The organism is uncultured Sphingomonas sp. (genome assembly GCF_937859915.1).
GTDB lineage: Bacteria > Pseudomonadota > Alphaproteobacteria > Sphingomonadales > Sphingomonadaceae > Solisphingomonas.
In genome coordinates this window covers 52,123-66,444 of record NZ_CALMAW010000118.1, presented here as the reverse complement: position 1 = coordinate 66,444, position 14,322 = coordinate 52,123, and the positions used below count along the sequence as shown (strand labels likewise).

The 14,322-nt window shown below is 68.9% G+C and carries 13 protein-coding genes and 1 riboswitch; of the genes, 4 read left to right on the top strand and 9 right to left on the bottom strand.

The window, feature by feature from the left end:
• Positions 1 to 10: 10 nt before the first annotated feature.
• From Q0326_RS15555 to Q0326_RS15545, 3 genes are all read right to left on the bottom strand, one after another.
• Entirely contained in the window at positions 11 to 1,315 is a 1,305-nt protein-coding gene (locus Q0326_RS15555; RefSeq protein WP_298692131.1) for a M28 family metallopeptidase, read from the bottom strand.
• Positions 1,316 to 1,376: 61 nt separating this feature from the next.
• A complete protein-coding gene (locus Q0326_RS15550; protein WP_298692129.1) occupies positions 1,377 to 2,459 on the bottom strand; it encodes a beta-eliminating lyase-related protein in 1,083 nt (360 codons plus the stop codon).
• Complete coding sequence (locus Q0326_RS15545) at positions 2,456 to 3,706, bottom strand: cysteine desulfurase-like protein (protein ID WP_298692128.1); 1,251 nt, start codon at positions 3,704 to 3,706, stop codon at positions 2,456 to 2,458. The genes Q0326_RS15550 and Q0326_RS15545 overlap by 4 nt, the downstream gene beginning before the upstream one ends.
• A 324-nt stretch (positions 3,707 to 4,030) precedes the next feature.
• Between Q0326_RS15545 and Q0326_RS15540 the strand changes: the two genes are divergently transcribed.
• Both Q0326_RS15540 and Q0326_RS15535 read left to right on the top strand, forming a co-directional pair.
• Positions 4,031 to 4,471, top strand: a complete 441-nt coding sequence (locus Q0326_RS15540) for a hypothetical protein (RefSeq protein WP_298692126.1) — start codon at positions 4,031 to 4,033, stop codon at positions 4,469 to 4,471.
• Positions 4,472 to 4,604: 133 nt separating this feature from the next.
• The gene (locus Q0326_RS15535; protein ID WP_298692124.1) at positions 4,605 to 4,829 is read left to right on the top strand and encodes a hypothetical protein; all 225 of its coding nucleotides are present in this window, start codon (positions 4,605 to 4,607) and stop codon (positions 4,827 to 4,829) included.
• A 65-nt stretch (positions 4,830 to 4,894) separates the two neighbouring features.
• On the opposite strand, the gene Q0326_RS15530 is transcribed toward Q0326_RS15535, so the two are convergent.
• The 4 genes from Q0326_RS15530 to Q0326_RS15515 all read right to left on the bottom strand — a co-directional run bounded on the left by Q0326_RS15530 (position 4,895) and on the right by Q0326_RS15515 (position 9,482).
• Positions 4,895 to 5,401 carry an NUDIX domain-containing protein gene (locus Q0326_RS15530; RefSeq protein WP_298692123.1) on the bottom strand — a complete coding sequence of 169 codons (507 nt, stop codon included), beginning with the start codon at positions 5,399 to 5,401 and terminating at the stop codon, positions 4,895 to 4,897.
• Positions 5,402 to 5,465: 64 nt separating this feature from the next.
• Positions 5,466 to 6,026, bottom strand: coding sequence for a nicotinamide riboside transporter PnuC (gene pnuC / locus Q0326_RS15525; RefSeq protein ID WP_298692120.1), 561 nt, complete (start codon positions 6,024 to 6,026; stop codon positions 5,466 to 5,468).
• A complete protein-coding gene (locus Q0326_RS15520) occupies positions 6,026 to 7,177 on the bottom strand; it encodes a phosphotransferase (RefSeq protein WP_298692118.1) in 1,152 nt (383 codons plus the stop codon). Before Q0326_RS15520 ends, pnuC begins: the two co-directional genes overlap by 1 nt.
• A gap of 52 nt (positions 7,178 to 7,229) precedes the next feature.
• Positions 7,230 to 9,482, bottom strand: a complete 2,253-nt coding sequence (locus tag Q0326_RS15515; protein WP_298692311.1) for a TonB-dependent receptor — start codon at positions 9,480 to 9,482, stop codon at positions 7,230 to 7,232.
• 120 nt (positions 9,483 to 9,602) lie between these two features.
• Positions 9,603 to 9,712, bottom strand: a riboswitch (TPP riboswitch).
• A gap of 128 nt (positions 9,713 to 9,840) precedes the next feature.
• On the opposite strand from Q0326_RS15515, the gene Q0326_RS15510 reads away from it, so the two are divergent.
• The gene (locus tag Q0326_RS15510) at positions 9,841 to 11,493 is read left to right on the top strand and encodes a M28 family metallopeptidase (protein WP_298692116.1); all 1,653 of its coding nucleotides are present in this window, start codon (positions 9,841 to 9,843) and stop codon (positions 11,491 to 11,493) included.
• A 133-nt stretch (positions 11,494 to 11,626) separates the two neighbouring features.
• Positions 11,627 to 12,343 (top strand): spermidine synthase, encoded by a 717-nt coding sequence (locus Q0326_RS15505; protein ID WP_298692114.1) that lies wholly within the window; start codon positions 11,627 to 11,629, stop codon positions 12,341 to 12,343.
• On the opposite strand, the gene Q0326_RS15500 is transcribed toward Q0326_RS15505, so the two are convergent.
• Together Q0326_RS15500 and Q0326_RS15495 are read right to left on the bottom strand one after the other, a co-directional pair.
• Positions 12,340 to 12,693, bottom strand: a complete 354-nt coding sequence (locus tag Q0326_RS15500) for a VOC family protein (protein WP_298692305.1) — start codon at positions 12,691 to 12,693, stop codon at positions 12,340 to 12,342. The two genes, Q0326_RS15505 and Q0326_RS15500, sit on opposite strands and share 4 nt — an antisense overlap.
• A 73-nt stretch (positions 12,694 to 12,766) precedes the next feature.
• On the bottom strand, positions 12,767 to 14,314 hold the full coding sequence (locus tag Q0326_RS15495; RefSeq protein ID WP_298692112.1) for a tryptophan halogenase family protein: 1,548 nt from the start codon (positions 14,312 to 14,314) through the stop codon (positions 12,767 to 12,769).
• Positions 14,315 to 14,322 lie beyond the last annotated feature (8 nt).

Sequence of the window (14,322 nt, the reverse complement as noted above, 5' to 3'; positions counted from 1 at the left end):
GGGGGCTCAATTATTTGGTCGCGCCCGGCGCCGGGCGCGGGGGGACACCGGCGAAGCTCACCAGGCTTTCCGCGCCCATGCCGAGCGCCGAGACGCCGAAGAAATGGTCGTCGATGTTGACGTGCGGCAGGTCGGCCGCGGTCGCCGAGGCGGGCAGATCGCGCATGTCGGTCCAGACGAAGCGGTCGGCGCGGCGCCAGCGGACGCGGTAGCCGGTGGCGCCCGGCACCGGGCTCCAGGCGACATGCGTGTCGTCGGCGAGCGCGCCGGCGATGGTGACGTCGGCGGGCGCCGCCGGCGCGCGCACCAGCTGCCGCAGCGTCGCGACGTTGAGCGCGGTCACCCGCGCCAGATAGGGGAAGTCGACGAACTCGATCGTGTCGCCGTAGCGGCGACCGTTCTCGGTGCGGACCAGCTGGTGCTGCCGGTCATAATCCTCGGTAGCCTCGGTGAAGCGCACCGCGGGATAGCCCGCCTCGAGGAAGGGGATATGGTCGCCGCCGCGCTGGAACCGGTCCGGCCGGCGCACCGCGATGACGTCGAGCCCGATCGCCTTGTCGGCCGAGGCGACCTGGACGATCGCCTTAGCGAGCGCGCGCGACGGGGAGTCGTCCTCGCCACCGATCGCACGCTGCTGCTTGACGCCCTTGGCGTCGGCGGCCGCCTCGATCCCCTCGCTGAACACGCGCACGGCATCGTCGACATGCTCGCCGCCGATGCCGTGGGTGTTGCCGACGATGTCGTTGTTGAGCACGGCGGCGACCTTCCAGCCGCGCGCGTGCGCGGTGTCGGCGAGCAGCTTGCCGCCCCACAGGCCCTGTTCCTCGCCGGACAGCACCGCATAGACGATCGTCGCCGGGAATTTCTCACGCGACAGCAGACGCGCCGCCTCGAGCACCAGCGCCACGCCCGAGGCGTCGTCATTGGCGCCGGGCGCGTCGCTGGTCGCGTCCATCACATCGTTGACGCGGCTGTCGATATGGCCCTGAACGATCACCACGCGATCGGGATCGCCCGTCCCCTTCTGCACCGCGATCACGTCCTCCACCCGAACCCCGGCGGGTGCGCGCGGGCCCGACACGGTCGCGCCGATCGTCTCGACCGCGAGGCAATGGCCACACGCCGCGCCGATCGCGTCCATCCGCCCCGACACCCAATGCCGCGCCGCACCGATGCCGCGCTTGGGATCGGTCGTCGTCGACAGGGTGTGGCGCGTGCCGAACGCCACCAGCTTGGTGATGGTGGCGCGCAGCGCGGCAGGATCGGGGGCGGGCGCGGCGGCGACCAGCAGCAAAGCAAGGAGCGGTTGTTTCATGCTGTTGAGATTGCGGACTTCGTGGGGTGACTGCAACATTTATCGTGGCGGCGCGGATCGTTCAGTCGCGCTGCTTCAGGAACGCGCCGATCCAGCCGACCGCCTGCTCGATCGAATATTGATCCGAGCCGTCGCCGATGACGATTTCGGCCATCGCATGGCTCGCCAGCGCGGTCGGCTGGAACCCGCCGAACAGCCACACTCTGTGCGCGCGCGCAAAGGCACGATGGCGGTCCGCCAGGGCCGCGGGATCGCCGGGCATCCAGATCTGGAAGGCATTGCCGTGCGGTATCTGTGGCTGGAGAAGGATATCCGGCAACGACTGGAGCCCTTTCGCGAGCGCGCGGGCGCGTGCGACATAGTCGGGCATGCGCGGCAGCTGCAGATCGAGTCCGATGAGCGCCGATATCGCCTGCGGATAGGCGGTGTAGAGATCGCCGCCATAGCGTGTCTTCCATGCCGCCAGCGATGCGATGAATGCCGTCGATCCCGCCACCAGCGCGCCGCCGAGCCCGCCCAGACCCTTGTAGAAGGACACATAGAGGCTGTCCGCCAGCGCGGCTATCCGGTCGAGCGGGACGCCGTAGCCGGCGGCCGCCTCCCAGAGCCGCGCGCCGTCGATATGCAGCGGCACGCGCTGCGCCCGGCACCAGGCGGCGATCGCTACGAGCGCGTCGTAATCGGGCAGCAGATAGCCCGCCCGCCGCAGCGGCAGCTCGACGACGACGGCGGCGAGCGGCACGTCGACCCGCTCGAGATCCGCGACGGTGAACGGCGCATGCCGCCCGAGCCGGATCGCGGTGAGATCGGCGACACGCTCGATCGCGTGGCTCTCGTCATGGTCGAGATGGCTCAGCGGATGGATCACGACGTTGCGCGTGCCCCGTGCCTCGGCATAGGCGCGCAGCACGCACAATTGCGCGGTCACGCCTTTGATGAAGAACTGCCCGCTCGGCTTGCCCAGCAGCGCGACGACGCGCTGTTCGAGCAGGCCGACCGCCCCGCCCTCGCCATAGACGTCGGCGCGCGCGGCCGCGGCCGGATGCGCCGCCAGCGTCGCGAGCAGCGTCCGCGGGGCAACGGGGACATGCTGCGACAGAAAGTGCGTGCAGCCTTGCTTCGCCTCATGATCGGCCTCGGTCATGCGACGCGCCCGCGCCCGATCGCGACCAGCACCTCGACCAGCCGGTCGACCTCGGCAGCGGTGTTGTAGTGGCACAGCCCGACGCGGACGAGCCCGCCGCTGTCCGCAAGGCCGAGCCGCCGGATCGCCTCGACCGCGTAGAAATGGCCGGCCCAGGCGTGGATTCCGTGCGCCGCGAGCTGCGCGGCAACGGCGGACGGGGCCTGGCCGGCGATCGTGAAGGCGAAGGTCGGCACCCGCCCTGCGACGCCTGGCGGCCCGTAGAGCCGCAGCCCGGCGACACGCGACAGGCCGTCGAGCAGGCGCTGCGTCAAGCCGGCCTCATAGTCGGCGCAGGCGGTCATCGCCGCGCGCAACGCGGTCCGTCGATCGCCCGCCACGGGCAGCGGGGGACGTAATGTCGCAAGATAGTCGACCGTGGCGACCAGCCCGGCCTGCGCCTCGAACGACGGCGTCCCCGTCTCGAAGCGCAGCGCCGCCGGCTGCTCGGTCGCCGGCCGGACCTTGTAGGCCGCGATCTTCGCCATTTCCGCGGTGCGGCCCCACAGCACGCCCATATGCGGACCGAAGAATTTATAGGGCGAGCAGGCGAGGAAGTCGCAGCCGAGCGCGGCGACGTCGGTCGGCACATGCGGCACCGACTGCACCGCATCGACGAAGATCAAGGCATCGCTGCCGCGCCGCACGATCTCGACGATCGCGGCGACGTCATTGAGCGTTCCGAGCGCGTTGCTGGCCCCGCCGATCGCGACCAGCCTCGTCCTCGACGACAGCAGCGCGGCGAGATCGTCGCAGCGCAAGGCGCCGCTATCGAGGTCGAAATCGAGCCAGCGGACGGTGACGTCGCGGTCGCGCGCGGCGAGCAGCCACGGCGCGACATTGGCGTCGTGATCGAGCCGGGTCAGCACGATCTCGTCGCCGGCCTGCCAGGACTGCGCGAGCGCGCGCGACAGGGCGAGCGTCAGCGTGGTCATGTTGGGGCCGAAGGCGATCTCGTCGGCATCGCCGCCGATCAGGTCGGCCGCCGCGGCATGCGCCGCGCGGCTGAGCGCGCCGCAGGCGAGCGAGGTTGCGAACGGCCCGCCGAGATTGGCGGTGCCGGCGCGAAGATGGTGACCGATCGCCTCGATCGCGGCGAGACAGACCTGCGTGCCGCCGGGCGCGTCGAAATAGAGCCGCGGCCGCCCGTCGTCCGACACGGCCAGCGCCGGAAATTGTGCGCGAACGGCATCTATCGGAAAGGCCATCAGATCATTCTCCGCGCAACGCTTGCCCGCCTTTCGCGCGATACCGGGATTTGCGCGGCCGTCCAGCCCCGCCGCGCCGCTGGATACGCGGCACGATGATCCGCGCACGCCATCACTTCGAACGCCGTCGCATTGGCACGGCTGCGATGCGATGGGCCGTGCGCCGGTCGCGCCGGTCGCTGCGCGATTGTTGCAGCCCTATTCATGCGGTAGGGCGGTCCATGTTACAGTAATGAAGGCTGTGCAACGGCTTGCAAGTTAACGTCGCGGTTACCATTGGGCCCTAGGCCGAACGGCGACTGCGGCTATCAGTTCGGGTGGTGTATGGCGATTATCGGGCATATTCGGATCGACCGGGCCAGCCGGGACATGGTTGCCCGACCGTCTACGCTGCGCGCGATCGACGATCTGCCGATCGACGTCGAACTGGTCGATCTCTCGACGACCGGCTGTCTTCTGTCGGGGGCGATCGAGATCCAGCCGGGCATGATGATGACGATCGGCATCGCGGGCATCGGCGTGCGCGCCGCCCGCGCGGTGCGCCGCGCCGGAACAGATGTCGGCTGCGAATTCCTGCAGATCCTGTCCCCCGACGACGTCGCCGCCGCCAAGGCGAGCGAAACGCTCGTCGATGGCATCTTCCCGCAGTCTCGCCGCCCGGATACCACGCCCGCGCTTCCGGAAGCGCCGCCCCGCCGCTCGCCGCTCGCCGAGAAGATCGATCGCGCCTTCACCTATTGGGACCGGGTGAACGGTCGCCAATAGCGGCAAAGCTCGACGTCTGCGTGCCGCATGCCAGCAGCGCTGGCCTAACCGGGCAGGACGGCCGCGGCCCCCTTGCAACCAACTTTCTCCTTGATGGTTAATCGATCAACGAAAGCAAGCGAGGAGAGGCAATATGGCACAAGCCGATTACAATCTCAGGGTGAGCTATGCGCCGATCTCGCGCGCGCCCCGGCGGCGCGCACGGTCGGCCCAACCCCGATCGATGGCGCTTCCGCAGCATGTCTCCGAGCCGGCGGCGCGCCCCGAAGGCGGCGCCATCAGGGGTCTGTTGCTCGCCGTACCGCTTTCCGCCCTGCTCTGGGCGCCGATCGTCTGGGAAGTGTCCAAGCTGATCTGACGCGACGCGCGTGCGGGGCTCGCCCCGCAGCGTCGGCGCGTTGGTCGCGCTCGCTCCCGGCGCCGCTATCGGGACAGGCGATCGTCGTCGGTCGGCGCAGCGCCGCCAACAACCCGTTCCATATCGCCGCCTAGCGCACGAACCACGCTCGCGAGATCGGGCGGATAGATCGGGTCGGCGCTCGCCTCGATCTCCGCGGCGCTCCACCACCGCCAGTCTTGCAGGACCGATCGCTCGGCCTCGTCGATGCCGCCCAGGCTGATCGGTCCGCCCACGAAGCGCGCAAGGTAGAAGACGTCGCGATTGTCGACCACCTCATGCTTGAACTCGAACACGCCCGCGGCGTGGTGCACCGGCCCGGTAAGCGGCAGCGAGAGGCCGAGCTCCTCTAGCAGTTCGCGCTGCGCCGCCGCGAGAAGCGCCTCGCCGGGCTCGACCTCGCCGCCCGGCGTTGCCCAGAAGCGATAGGGGCCGCTCTTGCGCGGGATGGCGAAGCGGAGCAGCAGCACGCGTCCCGCCTCGTCGAGCATGATGATCCGCGCGGATCGCCGCAGTCGATTGGAAGTCGCCATCGCGGCCTCGATCGCAGAAATGGGTGCGATCGTCGAGCGGTTCGGGAACGGCCCGTCCTACCGGCTAGGCGGACGTCGCCGCGTTCCGCCACCGCGCATAGCCGAACCCCGCGAGTGCGACCATCGCAGCATAGAGACCGGCGGTGAGCAGCAACCCCTTGAACAGGAACATCCCGACATAGGCGATGTCGACCACGATCCAGAGCAGCCAACTCGCGGCGTGGCGGCGCGCCGTCCAATATTGGGCGACGAGGCTGAAACTGCTCAGCGTCGCGTCGGTCCAGGGCAGCGCCGCATTGGTGTGGCGGCTGGTGAACCAACCGATCGCGACGGCGCCGACCGCGCCGGCCAGCAATCCGCCGAGCGCGGGCGCTGGCGCGAGCCGCGCGACCGCAATATCGCCGCCGCTCGCTTTCCCCGATGCCCAGGCGATCCAGCCATAGACGATTGCGGCGCCGAACAGCGCCTGCAGCACCATGTCGGCATAGAGCCGCACGTCCAGGAACAGCGCGAAGTACAGCGCGCAGGCCAGCAGGTTGATCGGCCAGCACAGCATCCACCGCTTCGCGGTAAACCAGATTCCGAGGAAGCTGATGACGACCGCGACGATCTCGAGCCACGACATCAGGCCGACGCCGCGATGGTCAGCTGCGCGAGAAATGCGTGCCCCGGGGTCGAGCAAAACCAGTCGGCATGGCCGATCAGATAGCCGTCCCACGCCAGCGCCGCCTGGTCCGGATCGGCGAGGATAGCCGTGAAATAGTCGATCTCGGACAGCGCGAATTCGACATGAACGAGCGGCAGCAGACGCGCGACCGTCTCGACATCGTCGTTGCTCAGCGGAAGCTCGGTCCGATATCCGGCGATCAGGGCTGCCGCGGCATCGGCGTCGGCGATGGTGTCGTCGCGCCCGTTCCCCAGGTCCAGCCAGGCGATGGCGGTCCGCTCGATCGCGGTGGCCAGATCATGGACCGCGCAGGTCCGCGTCGCCAGCCCGAAGTCGAACAGGGTCCGGACCGCGCCGTCGCGGGACCAGAGCAGGTTGGAGGGATGCCAGTCGTTATGCGTCCAAAGCGACGGCTGGTTGGCCAGGCGGTCCGCCAGCCCTTCGCCCAGCGCGTCGATCAGCTGCGCGATCCGCGCCTGCCACGCCCGCGGCGCCAGGAACGCCGCGAGCGCCGGCCGCGCCGCGACATAGGCATCGGCGGCAGCTTGTGGGTCGGCGGCAGGCAGGATCGTGAAACTGGCGACCAGCGGCCGCGGCGGTCGTGCGGGCGCGGCGAAGTCGCGCGCCGCGCGATGCGTCCGGGCCAGCGCCGCGCCGGCGGCGCGCGCATGGTCGTGCGACAGGAAGGGCGTCCAGGAGGGGCGGTCGCGATAGAGGTCGGCGCCCGGCGCCTTGCGGTGCAGCTCGTAGCTCCAGTCCCCCGCGATCACGGCCGTCGCCCCGCTGTCCGCCGTCAGGATGTCCGGCACGGAAAGGCCCGCGGCGCCAAGATGTGCGATGAAGGCATGTTCCTCGGCCAGACCGGCGGCGTCGCGCAGCCGGTGGTGATGCCGCTTGAGCAGGAATTCGCCGCGGCTGGTCTGGACGAGCGTCGCAGCCGAGAAGGGCCGCGGCGAATGCCAGCGCAGCCCGACCAGTCGGCCGGCTGCGGGGAAGCGGCGCAGGATCGCGTCCGCCTCCGCGGTCGTGATCGCCGGCCAGCGCGGCGTCTCGAGCGCCAGCCCCATGCCGTGGACGAGATGGCTCGAGGGCGGCGCCACGCTGCTCATCCGCGGTCTGCCCGGATCGGCAGCGCGTGCGTATAGGCGCGGCCCCTCATCGCTAGAAGGCCCGCGACACCGTCGCGACCAGCGCCCGTCCGCTGCCGACATAATAAGCCGGCGGCGATCCGGCGATCGGCGTGCCGTTGCGGCCGACCGTGTCCTGCGCGTTGGTGCTGATCGCCTCGACGCCCGAGAGCACATGCGGGTTGGTCGCGTTGATCAGGTTGAGCCGCAGATCGGTGCGCTGCGCATCGATCAGTCCTGCGAGATGCACGCCGACCGACAGGTCGAGCGTCGCATAGCCCATGATGCTCTCGTCGTTGGTGAAGGTGGCATATTGCCGGCCGACATATTTGAGCGCGGCGCTGCCGAACAGCCGGCCGTCGTCATAGGTGCCGCCGAGCCCGAGCTGGACGGTCGGGCTCGACACCGCATGCTTGCCCCTGGTCGGCAGATAGTCGCCGTCGACGGGCAGGTCGTCGTCGATCCGCGCATGCAGATATTCGCCCGAGACGTAGAGGCTGACGCCCTTGGCGGGCCGATAGTCGATCTCGCCGTCGAGCCCGTAGCTGGTCTGGCGGCCGGCGTTGATCGTCGAGTTGATCAGCGCGCCGCCGTCGTCGATCACGGTCGCCAGCTGTCGGTTGCGGAAATGATAGTGGAAGGCGGTCAGCGACGCCGAGAGGTTCGCGCCGATATAGCGGTAGCCGAGCTCCTCCGAGACCGAATATTCATTCTTGAGCTTGGTCGTCCCCTGCCCGCTGATCTCGCCGCCGTCATAGCTGTTGTAGAGCGTATATTCGTCGGGCGCGCGGAAGTTCGTCGTGACGTTGGCGAAGATCTGTTGGCGGTCGTCGATCTGGTAGTGGGCGGCCACACGCGGCAGCGCGGCGAAGCTGTCGAAGCGCACCCTCGATTGCGGGCCGGGCAGATCATTGCGGCCATGGTGGAGCACGTCGACGCCCTTGAAGCCGATGTCGAGCGTCAGCCGCGGCGTCACCGCGATGCTGTCGGCGAGAAAGAAGCCCTTGGTGACGGTGCGGGTACGCTCATTCTCATAGGCGAGCAGCCGGCCGTCGTTGGTGCGGATCGCGTTGTCGGCATAGCCCCACGGGTCGGTCGGGTGGCCGTCGGCATTGATCGCCGTATAGGATTGGACGTCGTGATCGGTGCCGTCGTCGAACCACAGGCCCGCGACGAGCCGATGCGCGCCGAGGTGGAGGCCGAGCTTGCTGACATTGCCCGCGCGGAACTGGTTGCCGGTGAAATTGCCGAGCACCGTCGCCTCGCCGCCCTCCGCGCCGGGCAGCGCGATCGGCGCGAGCGCCTCGGTCCCGAGATAATTGCCCGTCTCGCCCAGCGTCGTGCCGTAAGGCGAATTGCCGTAGCCGAACTGCACATAGCTCGTGCTGTCGAGCGTCAGCCGGTCGCTGAGCGCGACATGCACCGGCGCGGACACATAGATGTTGCGGAACGGGCTGCGGTAGAGCCGCCAGTAATTGGTGTCGCCGTCGCTATAGTGCTTGTCGTAGTTGAAGCCGCGCCCCTCGGCCTGCCAGTCGGCGAGCGTCGGGCTCGGATAGGTCGAGGTGTCGGCGTCGTTGAACGACACCGAGACGCTGGCACGGTTGCCGTCGCCCCATTCGTCGAGCAGCTTGGCGTCGACGTGGCTGCGGGTGTCGAAGCCCGCGCCGCGCCAATTGTCGGCGCGGTTGTACGAATAGGACAGGAACGCCTTGAGCCCGGTCGCCCCGATCGTCCCGCTGTCGAGCCGGACGAAGGCGCGGCGCTCGGCATAGGAGCCGAGCGACAGATCGACCAGCGCGCCGCGCCGCGCGTGCGGGTCGTCGAGCGACAGCGACAGCAGCCCGCCCGCCCCGCCCACGGTCGGGGAGTCGATGTCCACCGCGCCCTGCGACAGGCTGATCTGGCGGATGTTCTCGGCGTCGGCGAGCTGGGAGGGATAGGCGTAATAATAGCCGATGTCGTTCTGCGGCGCGCCTTCCATCAGCACGCCGATCTCGTCCTGCCCGAGCCCGCGCAGCGTCAGGCTCGAGCTCACCGACAGGCCGTAGGGATCGCTCGACGACACGTTCGCGCCGGGGAGCAGGCTGACGAGCTGGAAGGCGTTGAGCGTCGGCGCCTGCTTGGAAATGAAGTCCGCCGAGATCGCGCTGACCGCCTTCGGTGCGGCCTGCGCCGGCAGCAGCCCCTCGGGATCAGGACGCCCGACGACACGGATGCTCGCGGGATCCGTGTCGTCGGGCGCGGCGGCGGCATGGGCGGAGGAGGCGAGGAGCAGCGCGGGCATCGCCAGCGCGCGCCAGGCCGCACCTCTATACAGCGCCCCGAGACCGCGCGCGCCATTTTCAACAGTCATGAAGGTTGTCGTCAGCCATCGTCTCGCTTCCGCTCCACATGGAGGGACAACGGACCGGCCGCGGACCCTCCCTACGCCGGTGTTAGCCGGATCAGGTTCAGCGGGTCGTGGGCTGCTGCCCACCTCTCAGCCGCGCATGAGCGGCCCCCCGGGGATACGCGCCGTCTAGGCGGTCCGATGCGCGCTGGAAAGTCTTATTGTGCGCGACGGGCAGCGGCGATCGCCATGCTTGCGCGGCGGACCGCGTCCGCTACGGTCGCGCCTCACTCTGACGAACGGACCGTCACCGATGCGTACCAACTGGGCCCTCCTCCTCGCCGCCATCTCGCCGCTCGCCCTCGCCGCCGCCGCCCCGCCGCCGACGTTCAGCGCCGAACGGCTGTCGGCGGTCGACAAGACGCTGTCGTCCGATGCGTTCGAGGGCCGTGGTCCGGCGACCCCCGCCGAGCAGAAGACCGTCGCCTATATCATCCAGCAGATGCAGGCGGCCGGGCTCGCACCGGGCGGTGCGATCGTCGGCGGCAAGCGCCAGTGGACACAGGAGGTGCCGCTGCTGCGCTCGGAGATCGTCGGCCAGCCGCAGCTCGCCATGACGATCGGCGGCACCGCGATGCCGCTCACCCAGGGCAGCGAGATCGCGGTGCGCGCGCCGCTCGACGGCGCCAAGCAGGTCGACCTCGCCAAGGCGCCGCTGGTGTTCGTCGGCTACGGCGTCACCGCACCCGAGCGGCAGTGGAACGACTTCAAGGGCGTCGACCTCCACGGCAAGATCGCGGTCGTGCTCGTCAACGACCCCGATTTCGAGACCGGCGAAGGCGCGTTCGGCGGCAAGGCGATGACCTATTATGGCCGCTGGACCTACAAATATGAGGAGGCCGCGCGGCAGGGCGCCGCCGGCGTGCTGATCGTCCACGAGACCGCTCCCGCCGCCTACGGTTGGGCGACGGTCAAGAATTCCAACACCAACCCGCAGTTCGACATCGTCCGCGCCGATCCCAAGGCGGCGCATGCCCCGCTCGAGGCGTGGATCCAGCGCGATCTCGCGGTCAAGCTGTTCCAGGCCGCCGGGCTCGACTTCGACGCCGAGAAGCGCGCCGCGCAGCGCCAGGACTTCAAGCCGGTGCCGCTCAAGGCGACGCTCGACGCGCATTATGCCGCCGACGTCGGCGTGATCCGCTCGCACAACATCCTCGGCCGCGTCGCCGGTACGACCCACCCCGACGAGACGCTGCTCTACACCGCGCATTGGGACCATCTCGGCATCGGCGCCCCCGATGCGCGCGGCGACCGCATCTATAATGGCGCGATCGACAACGGCACCGGGATCAGCGCGCTGATCGAACTCGGCCGCGCCTTCGCACACGCGCCCAAGCCGGATCGCTCGGTCGTGTTCATGGCGGTGACCGCGGAGGAGAAGGGCCTGCTCGGCTCCGAATATTATGCCGCGAACCCCGTCTATCCGCTCGGGCGCACCGTCGCCGACATCAATATGGACGCGCTCTCGGTCAGCGGCGCCGCGCATGATTTCACCATCTCGGGCAGCGCCAAGCTCGGCCTGCTCGACGATCTGGTCGCGGCGGGCAAGCCGCTCGGCCTCGCCTTCACCCCCGATCCCGATCCCGCCGCCGGGCATTTCTACCGCTCGGACCATTTCTCCTTCGCCAAGCGCGGCGTGCCCGCGGTCAGCGTCGAATCGGGTCGCGACCTCGTCGAGGGCGGCAAGGCGCGTGGCAATGCGCTCGCCCAGACCTATGTCCGCGACCATTATCACCAGCCCTCGGACGAGTGGCATGCCGACTGGAACTGGCAGGGCGTGACGCAGACGCTGACCCTGGTCTACGACGTCGGGCAGAAGCTCGTCACCAGCCGCGAATGGCCGAACTGGAGCGCCGACAGCGAATTCCGCGCGGCGCGCACCACCAGCGCCGGCGATCGTCCGTAGCAACCCATCCACCGTCACCCCGGCTCGAGGCCGGGTGACGGTCGGTTGATCTCTGTCACGCCTATTCAGCGCTCGCGCCTTCGCCCGTTCCCATTATCCGCCGCCCGCGTACGGGCGCATACAAGGCGCCGTCATGACCCTCGAAAGCGCCACGCCGGAGCCGATCTGGTTCGAAGACGACGACACATGGGCGATCCTCGTCGACACCGCCGCGCTGCCCGACGGCGGGCAATTGCGGCTGATGCGCCGCGACGGGGAGTTCGCGATCATGTACGGTCGCGAGCAATTGATGGGGAGCTGGGACAGCGCCTCCGAACAGGGCCTCGCCCGCATGGTCTGCGACCGGCTCGCGCTCCCCGACGTCCGGCTGCTGATCGGCGGGCTCGGCATGGGCTTCACCCTCGCCGCCGCGCTCGCCGCGACGACGCCCGCCGCCTCGATCCGCGTCGCCGAGCTCGTGCCCGAGGTCGCGGCGTGGGCGGCGGGGCCGCTCGCGCATCTGTTCGAGGGCAGGCTCGACGATCCGCGCGTGTCGCTCGAAATTGCCGACGTGCACGATGTGATCGTGCGCAATCCGGCGGCGTTCGACGGCATCCTGCTCGACGTCGACAATGGCCCGGACGGGCTGATCGACCTGCTCAACGACCGGCTCTATTGCAATTGGGGACTGCGCGCCGCGCGCGACGCGCTCCGGCCGGGCGGCATCCTCGCCGTCTGGTCGTCCTATCCGGACCGCGACTTCTTCGATCGGCTCGAGGATGCCGGCTTCGCGGTCGAGGAATTCGACCTGGCGGCGAACGACTATGCCGATGCGCCGCGCCACGTCATCTGGCTGGCGCGCAAGCCCTAATCGGCCGGCGGCTCCCACAATTCGATCACATTGCCCTCGGGATCCTGGATCCGCGCGAAGCGGCCGGTGTCGGGCGAATCCCATTCGGGATCCCGCTGGATCGCGACCCCGGCCGCCGCGAGATCGCCGAGCACGCCCTCAAGATCGGTGACGCGGAGATTGAGCATCCATTGCTTGTCCGCCGGAAAATAGTCGGTCGAGCTGGCAAATGGCGCGAACACCGTCGGACCGGCCGCCTGATGCCAGGTCTCGCGCCCGTAATCGATGCCGAAACGCGCCTTGTACCAGGCCGACAGCGCGCCGGGATCCGCGGCGCGGAAGAAGAGGCCGCCAATACCCGTCACCGGCATAGTCATGCACCCCTATATCGAGACCCCTGATTTATCAGTCACCGCCTGCCCTGTCCATCGATGCGGGTCGTGATCAGATCGTCTGCAGGCCATAGTCGCGGATCTTGCGGATCAGATCCCGGTTTCGCGGCATCTGCCGCCGCAGCGACTGCGTCGTCGCCTCGGTCTCGCGCCGCAGCCGCGCGGCGGTGCCCGCGCCGTCGACGACATCGAGCGGATCGACCTCGGTGCGAAACCCCATGCCGTAGAGGACATATTGGTAGCTCGCAGCCGGGAACACCTCCTCGAGCCGATCGAATTCGTCGAAGAACCAAGGCGATTGGTAGGTCCACAGGCGCAGCAATGTCTGCAATCGCGGCGGCACCGTGGCGGGATCGACATTGTCGGTCCAGAAGCGGCTGTCGGTGCGCTTGCTGAGCACATAATGGAGCTTGAGGAAATCGATGATCCGGCCCCAGCGATAGGTGGTGACCTCGTTGAAGCGTGCCGCCACGATGTCCATCACCTCGCGGCAGGCCGGCATCTGCTCGGCGATCAGCTTGGCGGACAGTTCGACGAGCACGATCGCCGAGGCCTCGAGCGGCTCGAGGAAGCCCGCCGCGAGCCCGACCGCGACGCAGTTGCGCGACCAGAAGATCTCGCGATGCCCCGAGCGGATCGCGATCTTGCGGATCGGCAGCGCGGCATGTGCCGGGCCGATATAGCGCCGCAACTCGGCCTCGGCGTCCGCCTCGCCGCTGTGCCGGCTCGAATAGACATAGCCGACGCCGCGCCGCGTCGGCAGCCCGATATCCCAGATCCAGCCGGCCTGCTGCGCGGTCGAGATGGTGTGCGAGGCGATCGGATCGTCGGGGGTGGCGTACGGCACCTGCACCGCCAGCGCGGTGTCGCAGAGCAGCACGTCGCCGCAGTCGCGGAACGGGACGCCGAGCGTCTTGCCGAGCAGCAGCGCCGAAAAGCCGGTGCAGTCGACGAACAGGTCGCCGTCGATGGCGCCGGCCTGCGCGGTGACGACGCAGGCGATGTCGCCATTCTCCGCCAGGCGAACCTCGCCGACATCGGCGAGGATATGGCGGACGCCCAGTTTGGTCGTGCAATGTTTCTGGAGGAAAGGCGCGAACTTGCCGGCATCGAGATGATAAGCGTAGTTCGCCACCGCCTCATATTCGGGCGTGGTGATCATCTTGGGGGCAAGCCCGTCCTCGCACAATTGCCCCTGTGCGCACACCGCGTCGCAGAAGCTGCGGCCCTGTCCGTCCTGCAGCCAATGCGGGGCGAGATTGAACTGGGTGAAGCCCTGCGGCAGCATGAGCGGATGATAATAGGCGTCGTCGTCGGCCCCCGTCGCCCAGCGCGCGAACTTGGCGCCTTGTTTGAAGGCGGCGTCGCACTCGCGGAAGAAGTCGGTCTCGGACACGCCGATCTTCTCGAGCGTCGCGCGCAGCGTCGGCCACGTCCCCTCGCCCACCCCGATGATCGGCACGTTGGGACTTTCGACCAGCGTCACGGACACACGGCCCGCCGCGATCCGCGCCTTGTGCCGCGCGGCGATCACACCCGCGGTCAGCCAGCCCGCGGTGCCCCCGCCGACGATGACGATATCGCGCACCGGCGTGATCATGCTGCCAT

What these genes read in the sequence shown, in the direction of transcription:
- Q0326_RS15555 (WP_298692131.1), bottom strand. Translation starts at nt 1,315, where the DNA reads ATGAAACAACCGCTCCTTGCTTTGCTGCTGGTCGCCGCCGCGCCCGCC.
- Q0326_RS15550 (WP_298692129.1), bottom strand. Translation starts at nt 2,459, where the DNA reads ATGACCGAGGCCGATCATGAGGCGAAGCAAGGCTGCACGCACTTTCTG.
- Q0326_RS15545 (WP_298692128.1), bottom strand. Translation starts at nt 3,706, where the DNA reads ATGGCCTTTCCGATAGATGCCGTTCGCGCACAATTTCCGGCGCTGGCC.
- Q0326_RS15540 (WP_298692126.1), top strand. Translation starts at nt 4,031, where the DNA reads ATGGCGATTATCGGGCATATTCGGATCGACCGGGCCAGCCGGGACATG.
- Q0326_RS15535 (WP_298692124.1), top strand. Translation starts at nt 4,605, where the DNA reads ATGGCACAAGCCGATTACAATCTCAGGGTGAGCTATGCGCCGATCTCG.
- Q0326_RS15530 (WP_298692123.1), bottom strand. Translation starts at nt 5,401, where the DNA reads ATGGCGACTTCCAATCGACTGCGGCGATCCGCGCGGATCATCATGCTC.
- pnuC (WP_298692120.1), bottom strand. Translation starts at nt 6,026, where the DNA reads ATGTCGTGGCTCGAGATCGTCGCGGTCGTCATCAGCTTCCTCGGAATC.
- Q0326_RS15520 (WP_298692118.1), bottom strand. Translation starts at nt 7,177, where the DNA reads ATGAGCAGCGTGGCGCCGCCCTCGAGCCATCTCGTCCACGGCATGGGG.
- Q0326_RS15515 (WP_298692311.1), bottom strand. Translation starts at nt 9,482, where the DNA reads ATGCCCGCGCTGCTCCTCGCCTCCTCCGCCCATGCCGCCGCCGCGCCC.
- Q0326_RS15510 (WP_298692116.1), top strand. Translation starts at nt 9,841, where the DNA reads ATGCGTACCAACTGGGCCCTCCTCCTCGCCGCCATCTCGCCGCTCGCC.
- Q0326_RS15505 (WP_298692114.1), top strand. Translation starts at nt 11,627, where the DNA reads ATGACCCTCGAAAGCGCCACGCCGGAGCCGATCTGGTTCGAAGACGAC.
- Q0326_RS15500 (WP_298692305.1), bottom strand. Translation starts at nt 12,693, where the DNA reads ATGCCGGTGACGGGTATTGGCGGCCTCTTCTTCCGCGCCGCGGATCCC.
- Q0326_RS15495 (WP_298692112.1), bottom strand. Translation starts at nt 14,314, where the DNA reads ATGATCACGCCGGTGCGCGATATCGTCATCGTCGGCGGGGGCACCGCG.